The following is a 20,211-nucleotide window of genomic DNA, read 5'->3' on the forward strand; positions in this document are numbered from 1 at the left end:
CTACACAAATCGAGCCGCGCCATGATAGGAGCGGCTCGTAATCATTTATTCTGGTCCTCTGTCATCGGCTCTAAAGTCGAGCGCTTCACCCGCGACGACCGTCTCACCGAACGGTACGACGACGAGTTTTCCGTCTCCGTTCGTCCAGATGATCGGTGTGATCAGTGACGGCACTTTATCACGAATCGCGCTGAGGTCGACTTCGAGAAGGACGTCTCCCGCTTCGACCCGGGCGCCTTCTTCGACTTTCGCCGTGAATCCTTCCCCTTTCAGGTTGACCGTATCGAGACCGACATGAATCAGTAGTTCACGTCCATCGTCAGCCAAGAGACCGATTGCATGTTTCGTTGGGAAGAATGTCGTGATTTGACCCGTCACCGGAGAAACGACCTGACCCGAGCTTGGTTCGATCGCAAATCCTTCTCCCATCATGCGACCAGAGAAGACTTGATCTGGCACATCATCGAGTGACAACAATACACCTGACATCGGTGCCAAGAATCGATGATCGGCTTGTTCAGCCGCTTCCGGTGTAATCACCGCTTTTTCAACTTTTTCTTTCGGTTTATACTCGCCACCTTCGATGATGGTCGCGATTTGTGATTTGAGCGTATCGGATTTTGGTCCGAAGATGGCTTGAATGTTATCCCCTACTTCAAGAACACCGGCAGCACCAAGTGTTTTCAGGAGGTCTTTGTCGACTTGTTTCACATCATTTACCGTGACACGAAGTCGCGTGATACAAGCATCCAAATGTTTGATGTTTTCAGGTCCACCTAGACCCACGAGCACCTCATACGGTAAGTCGTCCCCGATGCCCGCTCGATCCGCTTTCGTGCCGGTCTGCACGTCACGTCCAGGGATTTTCAGGTCGAACTTCGTAATGGCGAAACGGAATCCGAAGTAATAGATGACCGCAAAGACGAGACCAACCGGGATGACGAGCCACCAGGCGGTTCGGTTCGGCAAGACTCCGAAGAGAAGATAGTCAATGAGACCGCCAGAGAATGTCATCCCAATCTTGACGTTCAGTAAATGCATCGTCATGAAGGAGAGACCCGCAAAGACGGCGTGAATTCCAAAGAGAAGTGGTGCAACGAAAACGAATGAGAATTCGACTGGTTCTGTGATCCCTGTCAAGAATGACGTAAGGGCAGCCGAGAAATAGAGACCCTCGACGTCTTTCCGTCGTTCTTTCGGAACCGTGTGGAACATGGCGAGACAGGCTGCTGGTAAGCCGAACATCATGAACGGGAATTTCCCGGTCATGTACGTACCGGCTGTGAATTCCACGCCGTCACGCAGTTGTGCGAAGAAGATCCGCTGGTCACCTTGTACGAGATCACCGGCTTGGTTCGTATACTCCCCGAATTGGAACCAGAATGGAGAATACCAAATATGGTGAAGACCGAACGGAATCAAGGAACGTTCTACTAATCCAAAGATGAATGCTGATAAGGCAACGTTTGCCTCGATGACCGTACTTGAGAACGTGTTGATCGCATTCCCAATCGGTGGCCATATATATGCGAGCGCAATCCCGATAATCAAACTGAATGCGGCCGTCGCAATCGGGACGAACCGCTTCCCTGCAAAGAACCCTAAGAAATCTGGCAACTTGATGTTGAAATACTTGTTGTACGCATAGGCTGCAACAAGACCTGCGATAATCCCCCCGAATACCCCCATTTGGAGTGTCGGAATACCGAGAACGGTGGCATACTGCGGATCACCTTGAGCGATTTCCGCGGTAATCCCATTCCATGTGCTAATGACTTTGTTCATGATCAAATAACCGACAATGGCTGCTAGACCAGCAACCCCGTCCCCGTTCGCCAGGCCAATCGCGACCCCGACGGCAAACAGTAACCCTAAGTTTGCGAAGACGATGTCCCCGGCATCTGTCATGACTTGCCAAATCAGGACAAGTGAGTCATTCGCCAGAAACGGGAGCAATTCAACGAGGTCCGGGTTTTGGAATGCGGTACCAAACGCCAAGAGAAGACCGGCTGCCGGTAAGATTGCAACCGGAAGCATGAGTGCTTTCCCGACCCGTTGTAAAACGCCAAACACTTTCTTCCACATCATGGTTCCCTCCTTTGTCAGAATACTTACTTTTTCCCTCTAACGTTTGGATGAAACCGTTTCACATAAAAAGAAAAGACCAACCCCGAAGGATTGGTCTAGGTCATCAATTAGTTAGCTTTCTTTTCGTTACCTGAAGCGATGACCGCTTGGATTTCTGATTTCAATGCGTCCGAACGTGGTCCGAAGATTGCTTGAATGTTGTTACCAACTTCAAGTACACCAGATGCACCAAGGCGTTTCAACTCATCTTTGTTGACTTGGTTCTTATCTTTTACTTCGACACGAAGACGTGTGATACATGCATCGAGGTGCTTGATGTTTTGTGAGCCACCAAGACCGACGAGGATATCTTGTGCAAGTTCCGAACCAGTAGCTGTTGACTGTTCAACAACTTCATCTTCACGACCTGGTGTTTTAAGGTTGAATTTGCGGATAACGAAACGGAATCCGAAGTAGTAAACAACCGCGAACACGAGACCGACTGGAATAACGAGCCACCAAGCCGTACGACCTGGAAGAACACCGAAGAGCAAGAAGTCGATCAAACCACCCGAGAACGTCATCCCGATTTTCACGTTCAAGATGTGCATTGTCATGAATGAAAGACCTGCGAATACTGCGTGTACTGCGAAGAGAAGTGGTGCTACGAACAAGAATGAGAACTCGATTGGTTCTGTGATACCAGTCAAGAACGATGTAAGGGCAGCAGAAGCCAAGAGACCACCGACAACCGCTTTACGCTCAGGACGTGCTTCGTGATACATTGCGAGTGCTGCTGCAGGAAGACCGAACATCATGAACGGGAATTTACCAGTCATGAACGTACCTGCTGTCAATTCAGCGCCATCACGAATTTGTGCGAAGAAGATCGCTTGGTCACCACGTACAACGTTACCCGCTGCATCTGTGTATGAACCGAATTCAAACCAGAACGGTGAGTAGAAGATGTGGTGAAGACCGAATGGAATCAATGAACGTTCGATTAAACCGAAGATGAACGCTGCGAATGTACGGTTTTCATTCAACATGAAGTTTGAGAATGAGTTCAATCCGTGCTGAACTGGTGGCCATACTAATAGTAGGACGAAACCAGCAACAACGGCTGCAACTGCCGTTACGATTGGAACGAAACGTTTACCAGCGAAGAAACCAAGGAACTGTGGCAATTCGATATTGAAGTACTTGTTATAGGCCCATGCGGCGATGAGACCCATGATAATCCCTCCGAATACCCCTGTTTGGAGTGTTGGGATACCGAGTACGTTCGCGTAAGCTGGATCACCTTGTGCCAATACTTCAGGTGTGAGTTCGAGCCAAACACCCATGACTTTGTTCATGATCAAGAATCCAACGATTGCTGCAAGTCCGGCTACCCCGTCACCTGCTAAACCGATGGCGACACCGACTGCGAACAAGAGCGCCAAGTTCGAGAAGATGATTCCACCTGCTTGCTCCATCAATTGAGCGAATTTCACGACACCTTCGTTTGTTAACCAACCAGCGCGTGATGTAAGTTGTGGGTTTTGCATTGCGTTACCGAATGCAAGAAGAAGACCGGCTGCCGGCAAGATCGCAACAGGAAGCATAAGTGCTTTACCGACTTTTTGAAGAACACCAAAGATCTGCTTAAACATCAACATTTCCTCCTTTTTTTAAGTACGTATAAACAATATGATAGCGGCGTAGATGTCAGACAACCGACGTATCTAAACGTTTTCATAAATCACGTTTATAAAAACAGAAAAGGCATGAATAAGGATAGAACGTAGACCTCTCCCAATGGAGACATCACATAACGTTCCACTCCTTACTCATGCCTGATCGAATCAGTAACACGTAAGACACGTGGTATCATTTATCTACTTGTTAGGCGCTGGAGATGCATCGTCAAATATGTCGCTTCACCTCGTGGGACGGGACGCTTTAATTCGCGTTCCATGATGCCCATCAGCTCCCAAGCAGTACTATAGCATAGCGGATATTCGTCGCGCAACACCTTTTCAATTTTTTGTGGTGCCTCAACCGTCTCACCTGTCGCGACCCGCTCAACGGCGTACCTTAAGTGCCGAAGTAAGCGCTTATAATCGAGTGATGTCCGGTCCATTTTCACGTTCAAACGACTCTCAATCGTCTGAACAATTTGCCCGATGATTTGATTATGACGGTTGACCTCGAGGACGTTTTTGAACGTCGTCGCCGAGTGAATATGAAGGGCGATAAACCCTGTTTCCGCATCCGGGAGCAAAACGTTCAATCGTTCATGGAACATATCGACAATCCGTTCCGCGAGCGCAAACTCGTTTGGGTAGAGTGATTCCGTCTCGAGTAAAAACGGATTCGTCACTTCCATCCCTTGTTCGATTCGCTTCATCGTGAAGAATAAGTGATCGGTCAAACCGATATGGATGTGCTCATCGACTTTCTTGCCTGTACTCATCTCAATGAAGCCAACAATCTCTTGCATGAACGCAATGAAGTCCTCGTCGACATGTTTGACGAGTTCCTGATATTGTGATTGCTCTTCTTTATCTGTCAGTTGATACACTTTCTCCGGGACGCTGGCCGGGTCGACGAGGTCGCCTGGTTTTTTGCCAAAGCCAATCCCCTTCCCGAGTAGAATGACTTCCGGATCCGTATCATGTTGACAAATGACAACGCTATTATTCAACACTTTTTTGATCGTATACATCGGTAATGTCATTCGCATCGCATCCCTTACTAAAAATCGTTTCGCTATCTAGTATATCGGTTCATGCCCTAAAAAAGTAGGGACAAAACAAAAAAGGCGAACATTTCTGTCGCCAATTAAAACATTGAATAACCGCTCTTTCGTAAGAAACGAATCGTCACACCAGCTAGAATTGCACCTAGCAATCCAAAGCCGAGCATGAATAAATCGAGAAGTTGCAACCCGACGAGTCCTTCATAGACACTCGTAAGCGCGGTCGATGTCTCGGTCACGTAACTCGAAAGTTTGACATTATCAATCATCATGATGACAAAAATCGGATAAATGAACACAAGTGTCCATGTCTTTTTAAGTAACATATTCAAGATGAAGCCGATACTGAAAAAAATCGTCATATATAAAACGGCTCCAATGACTGCTTGGATAATATGCATGTATTGCCCCCCTTGTCCGCTCTTCATTATACAAAATTTCGACCAACGAGGTCAAAGAACTTCCTATGACAATTTCGAAAGAAAAACAGCCCGTTCTGAGATAGAACGAGCCGTGCAATCATGAAATTAGAACTTCCCTTTTTTAAGGACGAGTCCGTACTTTTTCAATTCGATGAAGTGTTTGTTGTCGATGACTTTTTTCATGAACGAAGCGTTGCGACCGAAGATCTTCTTGCCCATCACGATTCCGATTCCATCGTTATGTCCGAGTGAAGCGACCGTTCCCTTGCTCTCGTAAGTGAACTTCGATGTCGATTTTCCATTGATGAGCGCCGCAATGTTTTTCGCAACGTTGTGTGCTTGTTGTGTCGCGATTTGTGCCGTCGGTGGGTATGGACGGTTCGATGCAGGATCCATGACCGCTGAGCAGTCACCGATGATGAAGACGTTATCGTGACCTGGTGCACGGTTGTCCGCTTCCACCATGACACGGTTACGGACCGCTTCAAATCCTGATTTTTCGATGATCGGGCTACCACTTACGCCACCTGTCCAGATGATCGTGTTGGCACGAATCGTTTCTGTCGTGTCACCTTGAAGTGGACCGAATGTCACCACACCTGGCTCGACACCTTTGATTCCGTTACCAAGTTTCATCTCGACACCGTTACGTTCCAACCATTTCTGTGCGTACGTTGTGAGTTCTGGGTCGAAACCAGGAAGAACTGTTGGTGCTGCTTCAATGTTGACGATGCGAACCGCTTCGCGTGGAACGTCATATTGTTTGCAAAGCTCTGGAATCCGGTTGACGATTTCACCGAGGAATTCGATTCCTGTGAATCCAGCACCACCGACAACGATCGTCACGAACGAATTGTCAGAAGAACCATTTGTTTTATATTGAGCGAATGAATATTCGATGTGCTCTTTGATTTTACGAACACTGTTCAACGAGCTGATTGTCATCGCATTTTCTTTCAAGCCTGGGATACCGAACGTTTCAGGTACACCGCCAAGACCGATGACGACATAGTCGTATTCGACAACTGAACCATCTTCGAGTGTAACTTGTTTCGCAGCAGTATCGACGCGATCGACGATCCCTTTGACAAGTTTCACACGTGACGGGTTCACAATATCGTTAATGTAGATGCGTGCTTGGTCTGGGTTCATCGTTCCAGCAGCTGGTTCGTGAAGCCATGTCGTTTGGTAGTGATAATCATGCTTGTTGATAAGCGTAATGTTCGCATCACCTGCAGCGAGTGTCTTTTGAAGGTTGACGGCTGTGATGAGTCCACCGAAGCCCGCACCAAGAATAACAATGTTAGGTCGTTTCATGTTCATTTCCACCTTGTTTAAAATTTTGTTTTTTTGAACAACTATGTTGTGTGTTTCTTCACATAGACGTTCACAATAAAGCCTATTCTTGTTCAACATCTGTTCACAATTGCTTCTGTTTCATTGTACGCTCTTTAATTTGAATTCTCAATGGAAAAGCTTATCTTCTTGAATTTTTTTTGAAAGTGTTGCATGTTTGTACTGAATGGATTTAATTCAATAAACTCTCTATAATAGATGTATACGCTTTGAGGAGGAATTCGATGAAGACGACGAAAGATGTAATCATCATCGGTGGCGGCCCAGTCGGACTGTTCACCGCATTTTATGCAGGCATGCGCCAACTCGATACGACGTTGATTGAAAGCTTACCGCAACTCGGTGGTCAGTTATCAACGCTCTATCCTGAAAAATATATTTATGATATTGCCGGTTTCCCGAAAGTGAAAGCACAGGACTTGATTGATCAACTAAAAGCTCAGGCCGATCAATTCGAACAAGACTACCGCCTCGGCGAAACGGTGGAAACGGTCGAACGCCTCGAGGACGGCACTTTCGTATTGACGACGAACAAAGAAGAGTATCATACGAAAGCCATCATCATCACAGCCGGAAACGGTGCCTTCTCAGCCCGCCCACTCGGTCTTGATGGCTGCGAAGATTATGCCAACCTTCATTACTTTGTTGACAACATGGAGAAATTCCGTGATCGCCGTGTCATGATTGCCGGCGGTGGCGATTCAGCCGTCGACTGGGCACTCATGCTTGAAGGAATCGCAAAAGAAGTACACATCGTTCACCGTCGTGACCGCTTCCGTGCTCATGAACATACGGTAGAACAGATGAAGGCATCGACGATTAACGTCCTTACGCCTTACAACATCGAGTCACTGTCTGGTGAGACACACATCGAATCTGTCGAATTGACAGATAAGGATGGCGAATCAAAAATCGTTGAAATCGATGATTTGATTTGTAACTACGGATTCGTTTCATCGCTCGGTCCAATCAAGAACTGGGGAATGGAATTCGAGAAAAACACAATCCGTGTCGATTCACGTATGGAAACGACCGTTGCCGGCATCTTCGCTTGCGGTGATATCGCGACATACGAAGGGAAAGTAAAATTGATTGCGACCGGTTTCGGTGAAGCCCCAATCGCCATCAACCAAGTGAAACAGCTCGTGGATCCGACTGCTCGTCATCCGCAACACTCGACATCTGTATTTGCTGGGAAATAACCAAAAACGCTTCTGTGGACCACATCCACAGAAGCGTTTTTTATCTTTTCATCGTTTGAACGATGACCCGGTCAATCCAGTCATCGAGTTGCGTAAACACAAATCCCGCCTTCTTCGCCTCAGCAATCGACATATAATAGTCGACATCCGAATCATACGGCGACGAGTCTCCATCTTTTATAATATGGACGGGTTTTCCGACGTGTTGACCGATTCGCTCCATCAAGGCCCCCATCGAGATGAGTCCATCACTCGCCGCATTGAACGGTCCTGTCACATTGGCACGACCGACCCATTCTAAGAAGGCGGCCGCTTCCGCACTCGAGATGAAGCCCATCTTTGCTTCCGGGTGATGCAAGACAACCGGTTCCTCGTTCCGGATTGCATCTACATAAAACTTCAATCGGTCTGTATAGTCATCCGGACCTAACACGATCGGTAATCGTACGGTCGCCACCGGGAAAGAGGCGCGATGGAAGAAGAATGATTCCGCCTCGCGTTTCCCTTGTCCGTAGTCATGTTCGGATTCAAGATGATATTCGTAATGGAGCGGATTGAAGTCGCTCTCTTTTAAATCAGGACCAGGCGCGTAGACCGACATCGTCGACGTGAGCACATATTTCCCGACTTTGTCCATGAACGCATCCGAGGCGATTTTTGCCTGATACGGAGTAAAACAAATGTTGTCATAGACGAGGTCGTACCGTTCGCGGGCCAAGTCTTTCATCGTCGCGACCGATTGCCGGTCTCCTTTGACAGACCGAATCCCTTCAGCTTCCGGCACCTGTAGTTGCCCTCTCGTCACAATCGTCACATCATCCCCTGCTTCAGCAAGTCGCAATGCGAGCCGTTTTCCGAAATAGCGTGACCCTCCGAATATCAATACTTTTCTCATGACCCTGAATCCTCCCATTTGTAATGACGTCCCTACTCATTTTCCCTTCAAAGAAACAGACTAATCTACCACTTTTACACGTATTCTTGCTATTCTAATAAGTAAAGACTTGTTAGGGGGCTCGAATATGCACCAAATCATGTTAGAAAAAGGATGGACGTATGAACTACCACCACAGTATGCGATCTATCAGAGCTTATCTGATTTCAGTCGTTACTCTGTCCTCGATCAAGAGGAAGAGAGTGTCTGCTCATTCCGCATCACGAATGACACGTGTACAATCACAGGCTTTCGGCCTTGGCAACATCACATCGAACTCGACGTAACTGCAAAAGTCATTCGGTTGATTTTGACAGAAGAAGAATAAGAACCGATCGCACTCGCGATCGGTTCTTATTCTTTAGCATTCTCCTGGCGTACCTGCATTCGTCGCTGTCCGGAAACTCGAACCGCAACCGCATGTTGCAATCGCATTTGGGTTTTTAATTGTGAAACCGCCACCGAGCATCGACTGCTTATAATCAATCTCGAGGCCATCAACGACCCCATGATCCACTTCCGCAACGATGACGCGGACACCATGATGGTCGAATTGAATGTCTTTGTCCGTTTTCTCCTCGTCGAAGCCCATCCCGTATGAAAGTCCTGTACATCCGCCACCTTGTACCTTCACTCGCAAGTATTGAGCATCTGGGCGTTCCGTCTGTTTCATCATCTCTAGCACTTGAAGTGCGGCTGACTCTGTTAAATGAATCATCTGAACTCCTCCTCATATATCTTCAATTCAAGTCAATTGACTTGTCATCTTGTGGATTATCTTGTATAACTAAACTGTAACAAAAAAAATTAAATCGTTCCATCTTCGGGGCAGGGTGAAATTCCCGACCGGCGGTATTGAAGAATATATTCTTCTCAGCCCGTGAGCGAGCAAGGCGTTGCTTGCTGATTTCGTGAGATTCGAAAGCCGACAGTATAGTCTGGATGGGAGAAGATGGCGGCATCCGACCGATATCCGGATGTTTTCTTTGACGTGGACTTTTCCACCTCGGAAAACATCTATTTCGTATGCGCGTAAACTCTCCCGATTGTCTTCATTGCAATCGGGTTTTTATATGCGACGGATGCCATTCATCGAGGAGCGACCTAAAGGAGAGATTCTGATGAAAACTACGCGCAACAAACGACTGACAACAATGGTGACTTTGGCGATGCTCGGGACGATTTCGTTCGTTCTCATGCTATTCAACTTTCCGCTCCCATTTTTACCGCCATTCCTTAAAGTGGACTTTAGTGACATTCCTGCACTCATTGCCGGAATCGTCTTTTCCCCACTCGCAGGAGTCGTGGTCGTCGGTTTGAAAAACGTCTTGTACTACGTCTTTAACGGTGGCGGCGTTCCAGTCGGGGAAGTCGCAAACTTCTTCGCAGGTGTCGCATTCATGTACCCAGTTGCCTGGTTCTACCATAAGCGCAAGTCAAACAAAGCACTCGCTTCTGGATTACTTGCCGGTACAATCACAATGGCTCTTAGCCTCGCCATCTTAAACTATCTCGTCATCTTGCCAGCCTACGCCTTCTTCTTCGGAATGGCAGACATGGCCGACCCGGCGGTGAAAACGGATCTTGTCCTTTACGGGATCTTACCGTTCAACTTGATTAAAGCGATCTTGATCAGCGCGCTCTTCGTCCCACTCTTCTTGAAATTGAAGCCGTGGATCGAACGTCAACGCGTACAACTTCAAGCATAATCAATATACGAGCATCTAGGCGTTGCCTAGGTGCTTTTTTCAACCATATTGTAAGGAGGGGCAGTCATTATGACAGACGAACAGGATTTGGTTCATTTTCTAAAACAAGACGCCGAGCTCATAAAGCTTCTCCACGCCGTCGCCAGCCTCGATTTACCGGATTGGTGGATTTGTGCGGGATATATTCGTTCAAAAGTCTGGGACCACCTTCACGGATACGAAACATCGACTAAAACAGATGATGTAGATGTGATTTATTTCGACCCAAACCAACCAGAGGAAGCAGTCGAAAAACAACTCGAACAGCGATTATTCCGCCTCATCCCCGATGTACCTTGGTCTGTCAAAAATCAAGCGAGAATGCATCACGTCAACAACCTTCCACCCTATGCTTCATCGGTCGATGCGTTGGCACATTTTCCTGAGACCGTCACCGCGATCGGGGTACGTCTTCAATCGGATGGTTCCCTCACCCTCGCTGCCCCACACGGCATTCACGACTTGATCAACATGCACGTTATACCGACACCACCCTTTGATTCGAACTCTTCAAAGCACCCCATCTATCTGGAGCGGTTGCAGCAAAAGAACTGGTCCGCCAAGTGGCCAAACATCACCATACATACATCCTTCTCATACTAAAAAAACGCGACCACCGAAGTGATCGCGTTTTCTTATACCGATTAAAGAAGAAGTCCAGCCAATGTAGCTGACATCAAGTTTGCAAGCGTACCTGCAAGAATCGCGAGAACACCCATGCGTGCGATGTCACCACGACGGTTTGGCGCCATACCACCAAGACCACCAAGAAGGATCGCGAGTGACGAGATGTTTGCGAAACCACAAAGTGCGAATGCGATCATCGCTTCTGTACGAGCTGACAAATCACCAGAACCGATGATTGGAGCAAACTCAGAGAAAGCAACGAATTCGTTCAAGACTAGTTTTTGACCGAGGAAGCTACCGAATTGTACAGCATCCGCCCATGGTACACCAATCACGAATGCAAGTGGCGCGAAGACGTAACCGAGAATCAATTCGAGTGACAAGCTATCAAATCCGAAGAGTCCACCAACTGAACCGAGGATCAAGTTGACGAGCGCAATCAATGAAACGAATGCAAGAAGCATCGCACCGACGTTCAAGGCAAGGAAGAGACCGTCAGAAGCACCACGTGCCGCTGCATCGACGAAGTTCGCCGCTCTGTCTTCTTCATCTTCTACAATCTCGATGTCGTCATCGTACTCTTCTGTTTCTGGTACGATGATTTTCGCGAATAAGAGACCTGCTGGCGCTGCCATGAAGCTCGCTGCGAGCAAGTATTCGAGTGGTACACCGAGTGCTGCATAACCTGCAAGTACAGATCCGGCAACCGATGCGAGTCCACCGACCATGACTGCGAAGAGCTCAGACTGTGTCATTGTAGGAAGGTACGGCTTGATGACAAGCGGTGCTTCCGTTTGACCGACGAAAATGTTCGCTGTTGCTGAAAGTGACTCTTTACGTGACGTACCAAGTGCTTTCGCAAGGGCAGTACCGAGGATACGGATGACCCACTGCATGACGCCAAGGTAGTAAAGCAATGCGATTAATGATGACATGAAGATGATAATCGGAAGGACTTGGAATGCGAAAACGAAGTTGTCGCCACCGACTGCTGTTCCGAATACGAAGGCAATCCCGTCACCCGCTGTGTTCAAGACAGCTTGAACCCCATTTGAGATCCATTCAAGCGCCTTACGTCCCCATGCCGTATATAAGACGAGGAATGCAAATGCGAATTGAACAGCGAACGCTGCCAAGACCGTGCGCCATTTGATGGCTTTACGGTTGGTAGAGAAGATGTAAGCGATTGCAATTAGTGCCAAAATACCAACCACACTCATGATTTTCATTGATGTTGTGCTCCTTTCATATTAAACAAAACCAATTATATGTGTCATACCCGAAAAGAGATGTGTCCTACCGTTTGAAACGCTTTCTTTTTATCGTTGTTAAACGTCAGACAACCTACATTCGAACCTCTTAGAATATAACATCCCTCTTTTTAAAATGCAACGGGTGAAATAAAAAAGTTTGAGGTCATTTCCTCAAACTTTTTACCATGCCATCTCTTCGATTTTTTCATACACCTTCGTCACGAGCTCTTCTGGTGTTTCACCCGTCACCACTTCCCCGTCTACGAGGCAAAAGAGATCAAGGGAACAGACACCACAATAGCCTGTACAGCCATATTCGACCACATCAAGATCAGGGTCGGACTCTAATTTAGCCCGGGCAATTTGTGAGCCCATCGCCAAATTCGAAGCACAAAATTCGATGATCGGATTCATCATATATGTCACCGTCTTTCTTTACGTGAATTATCGGAAAATGGTTCTTCTACGGCAGATTATAACATGATACAGTTGAAGAGTAACAAAGGGGGATTATTATGCGCAAATTAGTCGTCTTAGGAGGCGGTTACGGGGGAATGCGTGTGATTGAGAGAGTACTTGGACATCAGTTACAAGACATCTCGGTCACGCTCGTCGATCGCTTGCCTTATCATGGATTGAAAACTGAGTATTACGCACTGGCCGCAGGAACGGTCTCGGACCGCGATATTCGCATCGACTTTCCGGATGAAATCGATTACATATACGGACAGGTCACGGACATCGACACCGAAGACAAAATGGTTCTGCTCGCGAGTGGAGAAAAAGTGCCCTACGACGACCTCGTCATCGGATTAGGATGCGAAGACAAATACCACAACGTTCAAGGGGCAGCCGAATTCACGTACAGTATTCAAACACTGGAAGAGTCACGTAAGACACAACAAGCGATCAACGGTCTGCGACCAGGTTCGGTCGTTTCTGTCGTCGGTGCCGGTCTATCTGGTGTCGAACTCGCCAGCGAACTTCGTGAGAGCCGGCCTGATTTGACGGTCCGTTTATTCGACCGCGGACCATCCGTTCTGTCTTTCTTATCTAATCGTGTCTCGATGTACGTACAATCTTGGTTCGAGGAGCACGGCGTCGAAGTCATCAATAATGCGAACATCACACGTGTCGATGCTGACGGATTATGGAACCATGAAGACTTATTCCCATCTGATCTGACCGTATGGACGGCCGGGATTCAACCGGTCGCCGTTGTACGGAATCAAGGTTGGGAACTCGATGGAGGCGGACGTGTCAAATTGACGGAACATCACTTTGTTCCTGGACTGCCGGACGTGTTTGTCGTTGGTGACAATGCGAGCTTACCGTACGCACCGTCCGGACAACTTGCCGAAGCCCAAGCCGAACAGATCGTTCAAGTCTTGCTTTGCAAATGGAAAGGTATCAATTATCCAGAATTACCCGACATCAAACTGAAAGGGACGCTCGGTTCCCTCGGGAAGAAGGCTGGCTTTGGGGTGTTTATGGGGAAACAATCACTCACCGGGAAAGTAGCCCGACTATTAAAGTCCGGTATCCTTTGGAAACATAAAGTCATTAAATGAATACATTGCGAACGAGCCTCTGGCTGGTTCGCTTTTTTAATTTGTTCATCTGTTATTTCTATTCATTTTTCTAACGATTGAGTCAAAAGTCTTGTATCTGAATCCCCTGTATCCTTATCTAAATATTCAGATATTTAATGCCATTGGCGTATTCTACACGTTGGTAAAACTTGTTACTCTATGGTCACGGCAGTTGGACAGCCCGTCATCTTGCCTACATACCTTAAAGGAGGAAACAAGTTGAAAAAAATCTGTAGCTCCGTCCTCGCCACATTACTCGTCTTGTCAACCGTACCTGGGGGCGCGGATGCCGCCCCAAATAAAGAGAAAGAACGTGTCATCGTCGTTTTCAAGGAATCGGCAAAGAAAATTCCGCTGTCGATTGAAGGCATGGAAGTTAAACAACAGTATTCGAATATTCCTGCAGCAGCACTCGAAGTTCCGAAAGCTGCTTTGAATGGACTGAAGAATAACCCGAACGTCGCACACGTGGAAGTGGATCAAATCGTACAGATTGAGAATCAAACACAAGACTGGGGGATTCCTAAACTAAAGGCTCCTTCATCTTGGCAGAGTGGATTCACAGGGAAAGGTGTCAAAGTATCCGTCGTCGACACAGGGATTTCGCCCCACCCCGATTTAACAATCGCTGGTGGTGCCTCATTTAGCACGGTCACGAGTTCGTATGCTGATGACAACGGTCACGGTACACACGTAGCCGGGATTATCGGTGCACGTAACAATAGCATCGGAACAGTCGGGATTGCACACGAGGCAAGCATTTACGCCGTCAAAGCTCTTGAGGCGAACGGAAGTGGTAGCTTATCGAGTATCGTTGCCGGGATTGACTGGTCGATCACTAATGATATGGATATCATCAACTTGAGCCTCGGGACGACAAGTCCATCGACGACGCTCCAACAAGTTGTCGATCGTGCCAATAATGCAGGCATCCTTGTCGTCGCGGCAGCGGGTAACAATGGTCGTACCGATGGATCGGGTGACCTCGTCAACTATCCGGCTCGTTACAGTTCGGCAATTGCTGTTGCTGCAACAGATATCAACAACAACCGCGCCTCGTTCTCGGCGACAGGTAGCACTGTCGAAGTGGCAGCACCTGGTGTCGGCATCAACTCGACCCTCTCAAACGGGGGCTACGGTCAAATGAGCGGAACATCAATGGCGACACCGTATGTGGCGGGTAACCTCGCACTCATGAAACAGGCGTTCCCTACGCTATCGAGCACACAACTCCGTACAAAATTGTCGCAAGACTCCATCGACCTTGGTACAACAGGTCGCGACACATGGTTCGGGAACGGACTTGTCCAATCCCCGACTTCTGGTGGTACGACGCAACCTGTCCAAGCACTCACGACGACAGTCTCGACATCGAAGTCTTCTTACTACGCTGGTGAAGTCGTCTCGATTTCTTCGGCAGTACGAAATTCAAATGGCCAAGCGGTCGCAAACGCCGATGTTCGTGTGACGGTCACACAACCGAACGGTACAACGCTTGTCGGTACAGGCAAGACGAATTCATCAGGAGCCATCACATTCACACTCTCGACGAATTCTTGGTCACAACGCGGAACGTATCAAGTGAAGTCTGATGCGACGCTTACCGGCTACACGGCTGGTTCAGCGACGTCATCGTTCCAGCTTCTCTAAACGAAAAAGTCGAGCGCATCGCTCGACCTTGTCGATCGACGAATCAAGTCGTGTTATGCGACCTGGTTCGTCTTTTTTATAGTTTGCCCACTTATAGTCGTTGCGCGGTATCCATCAGCTGTGTCGAAGACGTCGCAATCTGGGTCGTGGCACGCTTGAGTTCGGCAATGGATTCCACAATCTCATCGATATCACCAGCGAGGCTCCCCATCTGTCCGTCAGCATGCTCCGAATCACCCGAAATTTGGAGGAAGGCATCCGTCACTTCATTGATCCGTCCCATCGTCTGCTTCATCTCTTGCTCGGTCGATAAGACGCGGCTCGATGTCTCTTCCATCTGATTCGTGAGACGCTTCACCAAATCCTCCACCTCTTCCGCCGCTTGTTTCGATTGACTCGCGAGCGTTCGTACTTCTGATGCGACGACTTGGAACCCTTTCCCTTGTTCGCCTGCCCTTGCTGCTTCGATGGCCGCATTCAAACTCAACAAGTTCGTCTGGTTGGCAATTTGCTTCACCGAATCCGCAATCGTCATGATCTCATTCATCAATCTTTCGAGTGCCTTGATTTCTTGGGCCGAGTCGGAAAGGTCACGCGCGATTTCGTCAAGTCGTCCCGTCTCTGATAAAATCGTATCTTTCCCACTCACTGAAGAGTGAAGTACCGTCCGAAGCTTCGTCTGTGTGAGTGAACTCGAATGCTTCATATCATCTGCCCGCTCATTCATCGACTGAAAACTAGCCATGACTTCTTGTGAGAGGGCGGCCAAATCTTCACTCGCCTGCTGAATCGTTTGACTGATTTCATCTTTCACGTGTTGCATCTGGTCACGAACGACGTCTGCTTCATCGTCAAACATCTCGAGCACGATTTGTTGCTCGAAGTTAAAGATTTTCGAGACGGCCATCATCAACCTCATTTTCGAGTCCGCATCGAGCTGCTCATGTTGAATCGATAAGACGAGCGTCTCGAATATTTTTTGGAAGGCCGCCATATACCATTTCCCTTTCAGACCGATCAGATAATGACGTTTGGCGATGGCGAGACGTCGATTGATATATGCTTCATTCAACTTCCCTTCAAACATCTCCATTATATGGTTAGAAAGAGTGAGTTTTAGTTTGTCCGATGACGAATGTTGCCGAATCAACTCTCTCATCTCGTCGATCTTTTCGAGCTCTTCATAAAACACATCAACCAACCGAGGTGTCAATTGACGTAATTCCTGTTGATACGCACGTAAATAAGCTAAATCCTCACGTTCGAGACGAATCAACTGACGTTGTCGTTCCAACTCATCGGGAAGTGCGATCAACAAGTGCTCCATTTGGGACGAGGTGTCTAAATGGATCGGCATATTTCGTTTTCGGGCAAACATCAAATAGTCCTCCTTTAATAAACAGGTTTATTAATTTTCAAAATATTATAAAATTTATACAAGTTATGTTCAGTTTAGCCCGAGAGACAAAAGTTGTAAAATCTTTTTCTAAATTATAGGTAAACAAAAAACGAACCTTGCTATCGCATGGTTCGTCCACTTGCTCACTATTTTATATGATTGACGGATCCTTGTTTCGCCTCAATTGCCGCATACACTTTTCGTAACTGAACGACCCCTTCGTCAATCACTTCTCCGTCGAGCAAGACGAGCGGATAAAACCATTCATCGTCTTTAAGCGCCAGGGCAAACTCGTCCTCACTCTGTTCGAAATCGATGTACTCGAAAGAAAAGGACTGCTCCGGATACTTGCGTCCGAGCGCACTTTGCAACCACTCATACGTCTCGGTCGAACTCGGTGCACCGACACAACTGGCACATTGAACCTCTGCCCCATAAACCGTGATTTTCATATTCATTCCCCCTCGAAACCATTATACAAAAATCTTCCCCACTCCCGATGACGAAACGCTCAGCGTAAATGATTGAGAAACACTCTCAAACTTGCTAGAATAAAGTAGAACGAGAAAGGGGTAGATACCATGGAAATGTTTGATCAAGTCCAAGAAGTGCTCGATAAATTGCGTCCGTTCTTGCTTCGTGACGGCGGAGACGTCGAACTCGTTGATGTGGAAGAAGGCATCGTCAAGCTCCGTTTGATGGGTGCTTGCGGCAGCTGCCCGTCTTCAACAATCACGCTAAAAGCCGGTATTGAGCGTGCGCTCATCGAAGAAGTACCAGGCATCGTCGAAGTAGAACAAGTATTCTAAGCAAAAAGGGAGACATTCGTCATCCCTTTTTTTCATGCTTCCATTCATTTAAACTCTCAACCATATAGGTCGGGAGTTTTTCTTGTTCTTGAATAAATGCTGGACCGTGTACACCTGAGTTGACGTGAATTGTACGGATTCCCCCATTGATCCCGAATAGAATATCTGTATGATAGTTATCCCCTACCATCACGACATCCTCTTTCGTCAATCCAATCATGTCGAGTGCAATATCAATCATGACCGGTTCTGGCTTCCCGATAAAGAATGGTTCTTTTTCTGTCGTCACCGTCAACACGGATGTGAGCGACCCGTTCCCCGGTAAAAACCCTCGTTCTGTCGGAATGGCGATATCCCCATTCGTCGAAATGAATCGGGCTCCCGAACGAATGGCGATCGCCCCTCGCGCCAACTTCTCATACGTGATGTGACGGTCGAGACCGATGACCACATAGTCCGCTTTCGGTTCGTCCGTGACGTGGAACCCACGAGATTCTAAGGCGAGTCGGAGTCCGTCTTCGCCAATCATATAGACGGTCGCGCCCGGTGACATCTTCTCAATATAAAAAGCCGTCGCCATCGCACTCGTCAAGACGTTTTCTGCCTTCACATTTGCCCCCATTGAAATCAACTTATCCGCAATCTGCTGTTGTGTCATCGAGGCGTTATTCGTGACGAATAAGTATGGGACGCCCGTAGCTTCTAACTCGTTTACAAAATCGACAGCAGCTTGAACGGGCTCTGTTCCTGCATACATCGTACCATCTAAATCAAACAAATATCCTTTTATCGGTTCCATCCAATCACTCGCTTTCTGGCAAGAATGCGGACACTGGTCCAAGTTCGACCTCTAAGTAGCGACGAACTTGCGTGGAGAACGCTGTGAAGTCTTGTTTCGACATCTTCACCCATTCATCAAAGCGTGACGCGTCTGCATCGACGAACTCACGGACATAGTATGCACGCAATCCGACGAGCGCCTTGGTGGCATTACCCGTCTTCTCATCGAGCACGCGTTCATCGAGCAGAATGTCGACAATATCTTCATAGCTACCCGGGTCTCGCATGATGAATCCGTCAATCATCGAGTTCCCTACGTCGATGACCCCTTCCATCAGGAGGACAGCCATTCGTTGTTTCGCAAGTTCTACCGTGAACGCATCTCCGCTCAGTTGGTCCGTATGTGCTAACATCGTCTCCATTTGTTCCAGTGTCTGATTAATCTTCTCTCTATTCACAAAATACATGATGATCCCCCCTGCTGTTAATACTAATCCTTTTTCGTTCTGGAGAAAAGAACCTGCCCTATTTACATCATTTATAAAAATGTGATACACTAATCAACGGGTTTAAGCCGTAAAAAGTATAACACATTTAACAGAGATAACGTGGAGGGTACAACACTATGGAACGTGAATTAGCATTAGAAATCGTACGAGCAACGGAAGCCGCAGCACTCGCATCATCGAAATGGATTGGACGCGGGCAAAAGAATGAAGCCGATGACGCAGCTACGTCAGCGATGCGCGAAGTTCTCGGAACAGTGAACATGGATGCGACGGTCGTGATCGGTGAAGGTGAACTCGATGAGGCACCGATGCTCTACATTGGGGAAAAACTCGGTACGACGTTCGGTCCGAAAGTCGACATCGCCGTTGACCCGCTCGAAGGTACATCCATTGTCGCAAAAGGACTCGGAGATGCGATGGTCGTCATCGCTGTTGCGGATGAAGGTGCCCTCCTCCACGCACCAGATATGTACATGGATAAGCTCGTCGTTGGGCCGAACTTAAAAGGAAAAGTCTCGCTCGATGAACCACTCGAGTCGATCATCGAAAAAGCAGCAAAATATAACAATAAACGCATTGAAGAAGTGACGGTGATCATGCAAGACCGCGATCGCCACGAACACCTTCGCCAAGCCGTCATGAACGTCGGCGCACGCGTCAAATTGTTTGAGGATGGCGATGTCTCGGCCGGAATCGCAGCTGCCGTCAAAACAAATCCGATTGATATTTTCATCAGTACAGGCGGTGCTCCTGAAGGCGTCATCACGGCTGCAGCTGTCAAAGCGCTTGGCGGAGACATGCAGGCCCGTCTTCACCCGATGAATGAAGAAGAATCTGCACGCGTCATCTCGATGGGCATTGAAGATCCGCTCCAACTCCTCACGCTCGACGACCTCGTCAAGAGTGATGACTGTATCTTCGCCGCAACAGGTGTCACGTCAGGTGAGTTGCTCGATGGCGTCAAATTCTTAACAGATGATATCGTCGAGACGACATCACTCGTCATGCGCTCGAAGACACGTACGATTCGTAAAGTCGTGGCCGAACACCACTTGTCGTTGAAGCCATACTTACAAAAAACTGAAGTCAACGCCTAATCAAAAACGCCTTGCTCAATCAC

20 protein-coding genes, 1 pseudogene and 1 riboswitch are annotated in these 20,211 nt (G+C 47.8%); of the genes and pseudogenes, 8 read left to right on the forward strand and 13 right to left on the reverse strand.

What is annotated here, in order from left to right; genetic code table 11:
* Positions 1 to 45 precede the first annotated feature (45 nt).
* The 5 genes and pseudogenes from ptsG (GVY42_RS05765) to GVY42_RS05785 form a co-directional block, all read right to left on the reverse strand.
* A complete protein-coding gene (gene ptsG, locus GVY42_RS05765; RefSeq protein ID WP_159562585.1) occupies positions 46 to 2,085 on the reverse strand; it encodes a glucose-specific PTS transporter subunit IIBC in 2,040 nt (679 codons plus the stop codon).
* A gap of 137 nt (positions 2,086 to 2,222) precedes the next feature.
* Positions 2,223 to 3,722 (reverse strand): annotated as a pseudogene (ptsG, locus tag GVY42_RS05770) (glucose-specific PTS transporter subunit IIBC); the annotation flags it as partial.
* Positions 3,723 to 3,943: 221 nt separating this feature from the next.
* Positions 3,944 to 4,789, reverse strand: a complete 846-nt coding sequence (gene glcT, locus GVY42_RS05775; protein ID WP_159562586.1) for a glucose PTS transporter transcription antiterminator GlcT — start codon at positions 4,787 to 4,789, stop codon at positions 3,944 to 3,946.
* Between the two features lie 104 nt (positions 4,790 to 4,893).
* A complete protein-coding gene (locus GVY42_RS05780; RefSeq protein WP_047795135.1) occupies positions 4,894 to 5,211 on the reverse strand; it encodes a YuiB family protein in 318 nt (105 codons plus the stop codon).
* A 126-nt stretch (positions 5,212 to 5,337) separates the two neighbouring features.
* Entirely contained in the window at positions 5,338 to 6,549 is a 1,212-nt protein-coding gene (locus GVY42_RS05785) for an NAD(P)/FAD-dependent oxidoreductase (RefSeq protein WP_074033515.1), read from the reverse strand.
* 263 nt (positions 6,550 to 6,812) lie between these two features.
* On the opposite strand from GVY42_RS05785, the gene GVY42_RS05790 reads away from it, so the two are divergent.
* Entirely contained in the window at positions 6,813 to 7,790 is a 978-nt protein-coding gene (locus GVY42_RS05790) for an NAD(P)/FAD-dependent oxidoreductase (protein ID WP_012726821.1), read from the forward strand.
* A 40-nt stretch (positions 7,791 to 7,830) separates the two neighbouring features.
* Here the strand turns inward: GVY42_RS05790 and GVY42_RS05795 are convergent, their stop codons facing one another.
* Entirely contained in the window at positions 7,831 to 8,685 is an 855-nt protein-coding gene (locus tag GVY42_RS05795) for an NAD-dependent epimerase/dehydratase family protein (protein WP_012726822.1), read from the reverse strand.
* A gap of 127 nt (positions 8,686 to 8,812) precedes the next feature.
* Between GVY42_RS05795 and GVY42_RS05800 the strand changes: the two genes are divergently transcribed.
* Complete coding sequence (locus GVY42_RS05800) at positions 8,813 to 9,052, forward strand: hypothetical protein (RefSeq protein ID WP_047795133.1); 240 nt, start codon at positions 8,813 to 8,815, stop codon at positions 9,050 to 9,052.
* Between the two features lie 33 nt (positions 9,053 to 9,085).
* On the opposite strand, the gene GVY42_RS05805 is transcribed toward GVY42_RS05800, so the two are convergent.
* Positions 9,086 to 9,442, reverse strand: coding sequence for an iron-sulfur cluster assembly accessory protein (locus GVY42_RS05805; RefSeq protein ID WP_074036395.1), 357 nt, complete (start codon positions 9,440 to 9,442; stop codon positions 9,086 to 9,088).
* A 97-nt stretch (positions 9,443 to 9,539) separates the two neighbouring features.
* Positions 9,540 to 9,682: riboswitch (FMN riboswitch) on the forward strand.
* Positions 9,683 to 9,845: 163 nt separating this feature from the next.
* Here GVY42_RS05805 and GVY42_RS05810 point away from each other — a divergent pair.
* A complete protein-coding gene (locus GVY42_RS05810) occupies positions 9,846 to 10,433 on the forward strand; it encodes an ECF transporter S component (RefSeq protein WP_012726825.1) in 588 nt (195 codons plus the stop codon).
* A 69-nt stretch (positions 10,434 to 10,502) separates the two neighbouring features.
* A complete protein-coding gene (locus tag GVY42_RS05815; RefSeq protein ID WP_159562587.1) occupies positions 10,503 to 11,075 on the forward strand; it encodes a nucleotidyltransferase family protein in 573 nt (190 codons plus the stop codon).
* Positions 11,076 to 11,116: 41 nt separating this feature from the next.
* Here the strand turns inward: GVY42_RS05815 and GVY42_RS05820 are convergent, their stop codons facing one another.
* Positions 11,117 to 12,328, reverse strand: a complete 1,212-nt coding sequence (locus tag GVY42_RS05820) for a NupC/NupG family nucleoside CNT transporter (protein ID WP_074036391.1) — start codon at positions 12,326 to 12,328, stop codon at positions 11,117 to 11,119.
* A 204-nt stretch (positions 12,329 to 12,532) separates the two neighbouring features.
* Complete coding sequence (locus GVY42_RS05825; protein ID WP_012726828.1) at positions 12,533 to 12,769, reverse strand: YuzB family protein; 237 nt, start codon at positions 12,767 to 12,769, stop codon at positions 12,533 to 12,535.
* 98 nt (positions 12,770 to 12,867) lie between these two features.
* Between GVY42_RS05825 and GVY42_RS05830 the strand changes: the two genes are divergently transcribed.
* Together GVY42_RS05830 and GVY42_RS05835 are read left to right on the forward strand one after the other, a co-directional pair.
* Positions 12,868 to 13,923, forward strand: a complete 1,056-nt coding sequence (locus GVY42_RS05830; RefSeq protein WP_074036387.1) for an NAD(P)/FAD-dependent oxidoreductase — start codon at positions 12,868 to 12,870, stop codon at positions 13,921 to 13,923.
* Positions 13,924 to 14,163: 240 nt separating this feature from the next.
* Positions 14,164 to 15,594: a S8 family serine peptidase gene (locus tag GVY42_RS05835; protein ID WP_159562588.1), complete on the forward strand. Its 1,431-nt coding sequence runs from the start codon at positions 14,164 to 14,166 to the stop codon at positions 15,592 to 15,594.
* Positions 15,595 to 15,685: 91 nt separating this feature from the next.
* Here GVY42_RS05835 and GVY42_RS05840 read toward each other — a convergent pair whose 3' ends face one another.
* A complete protein-coding gene (locus tag GVY42_RS05840) occupies positions 15,686 to 16,972 on the reverse strand; it encodes a globin-coupled sensor protein (RefSeq protein ID WP_159562589.1) in 1,287 nt (428 codons plus the stop codon).
* 167 nt (positions 16,973 to 17,139) lie between these two features.
* A complete protein-coding gene (locus GVY42_RS05845) occupies positions 17,140 to 17,445 on the reverse strand; it encodes a YuzD family protein (RefSeq protein WP_074036383.1) in 306 nt (101 codons plus the stop codon).
* Positions 17,446 to 17,574: 129 nt separating this feature from the next.
* Between GVY42_RS05845 and GVY42_RS05850 the strand changes: the two genes are divergently transcribed.
* The gene (locus tag GVY42_RS05850; protein ID WP_012726833.1) at positions 17,575 to 17,802 is read left to right on the forward strand and encodes a NifU family protein; all 228 of its coding nucleotides are present in this window, start codon (positions 17,575 to 17,577) and stop codon (positions 17,800 to 17,802) included.
* 19 nt (positions 17,803 to 17,821) lie between these two features.
* Here the strand turns inward: GVY42_RS05850 and GVY42_RS05855 are convergent, their stop codons facing one another.
* Together GVY42_RS05855 and GVY42_RS05860 are read right to left on the reverse strand one after the other, a co-directional pair.
* On the reverse strand, positions 17,822 to 18,601 hold the full coding sequence (locus tag GVY42_RS05855) for a TIGR01457 family HAD-type hydrolase (protein ID WP_159562590.1): 780 nt from the start codon (positions 18,599 to 18,601) through the stop codon (positions 17,822 to 17,824).
* Between the two features lie 4 nt (positions 18,602 to 18,605).
* Complete coding sequence (locus tag GVY42_RS05860) at positions 18,606 to 19,049, reverse strand: DUF86 domain-containing protein (RefSeq protein WP_159562591.1); 444 nt, start codon at positions 19,047 to 19,049, stop codon at positions 18,606 to 18,608.
* 158 nt (positions 19,050 to 19,207) lie between these two features.
* Between GVY42_RS05860 and glpX the strand changes: the two genes are divergently transcribed.
* Entirely contained in the window at positions 19,208 to 20,188 is a 981-nt protein-coding gene (glpX, locus tag GVY42_RS05865) for a class II fructose-bisphosphatase (protein ID WP_159562592.1), read from the forward strand.
* Positions 20,189 to 20,211: the final 23 nt, after the last annotated feature.

The sequence above is a fragment of the Exiguobacterium sp. 8A genome (genome assembly GCF_902506275.1).
Classification (GTDB): domain Bacteria; phylum Bacillota; class Bacilli; order Exiguobacteriales; family Exiguobacteriaceae; genus Exiguobacterium; species Exiguobacterium profundum.

What these genes read in the sequence shown, in the direction of transcription:
- ptsG (WP_159562585.1), bottom strand. Translation starts at nt 2,085, where the DNA reads ATGTGGAAGAAAGTGTTTGGCGTTTTACAACGGGTCGGGAAAGCACTC.
- glcT (WP_159562586.1), bottom strand. Translation starts at nt 4,789, where the DNA reads ATGACATTACCGATGTATACGATCAAAAAAGTGTTGAATAATAGCGTT.
- GVY42_RS05780 (WP_047795135.1), bottom strand. Translation starts at nt 5,211, where the DNA reads ATGCATATTATCCAAGCAGTCATTGGAGCCGTTTTATATATGACGATT.
- GVY42_RS05785 (WP_074033515.1), bottom strand. Translation starts at nt 6,549, where the DNA reads ATGAAACGACCTAACATTGTTATTCTTGGTGCGGGCTTCGGTGGACTC.
- GVY42_RS05790 (WP_012726821.1), top strand. Translation starts at nt 6,813, where the DNA reads ATGAAGACGACGAAAGATGTAATCATCATCGGTGGCGGCCCAGTCGGA.
- GVY42_RS05795 (WP_012726822.1), bottom strand. Translation starts at nt 8,685, where the DNA reads ATGAGAAAAGTATTGATATTCGGAGGGTCACGCTATTTCGGAAAACGG.
- GVY42_RS05800 (WP_047795133.1), top strand. Translation starts at nt 8,813, where the DNA reads ATGCACCAAATCATGTTAGAAAAAGGATGGACGTATGAACTACCACCA.
- GVY42_RS05805 (WP_074036395.1), bottom strand. Translation starts at nt 9,442, where the DNA reads ATGATTCATTTAACAGAGTCAGCCGCACTTCAAGTGCTAGAGATGATG.
- GVY42_RS05810 (WP_012726825.1), top strand. Translation starts at nt 9,846, where the DNA reads ATGAAAACTACGCGCAACAAACGACTGACAACAATGGTGACTTTGGCG.
- GVY42_RS05815 (WP_159562587.1), top strand. Translation starts at nt 10,503, where the DNA reads ATGACAGACGAACAGGATTTGGTTCATTTTCTAAAACAAGACGCCGAG.
- GVY42_RS05820 (WP_074036391.1), bottom strand. Translation starts at nt 12,328, where the DNA reads ATGAAAATCATGAGTGTGGTTGGTATTTTGGCACTAATTGCAATCGCT.
- GVY42_RS05825 (WP_012726828.1), bottom strand. Translation starts at nt 12,769, where the DNA reads ATGATGAATCCGATCATCGAATTTTGTGCTTCGAATTTGGCGATGGGC.
- GVY42_RS05830 (WP_074036387.1), top strand. Translation starts at nt 12,868, where the DNA reads ATGCGCAAATTAGTCGTCTTAGGAGGCGGTTACGGGGGAATGCGTGTG.
- GVY42_RS05840 (WP_159562589.1), bottom strand. Translation starts at nt 16,972, where the DNA reads ATGTTTGCCCGAAAACGAAATATGCCGATCCATTTAGACACCTCGTCC.
- GVY42_RS05845 (WP_074036383.1), bottom strand. Translation starts at nt 17,445, where the DNA reads ATGAAAATCACGGTTTATGGGGCAGAGGTTCAATGTGCCAGTTGTGTC.
- GVY42_RS05850 (WP_012726833.1), top strand. Translation starts at nt 17,575, where the DNA reads ATGGAAATGTTTGATCAAGTCCAAGAAGTGCTCGATAAATTGCGTCCG.
- GVY42_RS05855 (WP_159562590.1), bottom strand. Translation starts at nt 18,601, where the DNA reads ATGGAACCGATAAAAGGATATTTGTTTGATTTAGATGGTACGATGTAT.
- GVY42_RS05860 (WP_159562591.1), bottom strand. Translation starts at nt 19,049, where the DNA reads ATGTATTTTGTGAATAGAGAGAAGATTAATCAGACACTGGAACAAATG.
- glpX (WP_159562592.1), top strand. Translation starts at nt 19,208, where the DNA reads ATGGAACGTGAATTAGCATTAGAAATCGTACGAGCAACGGAAGCCGCA.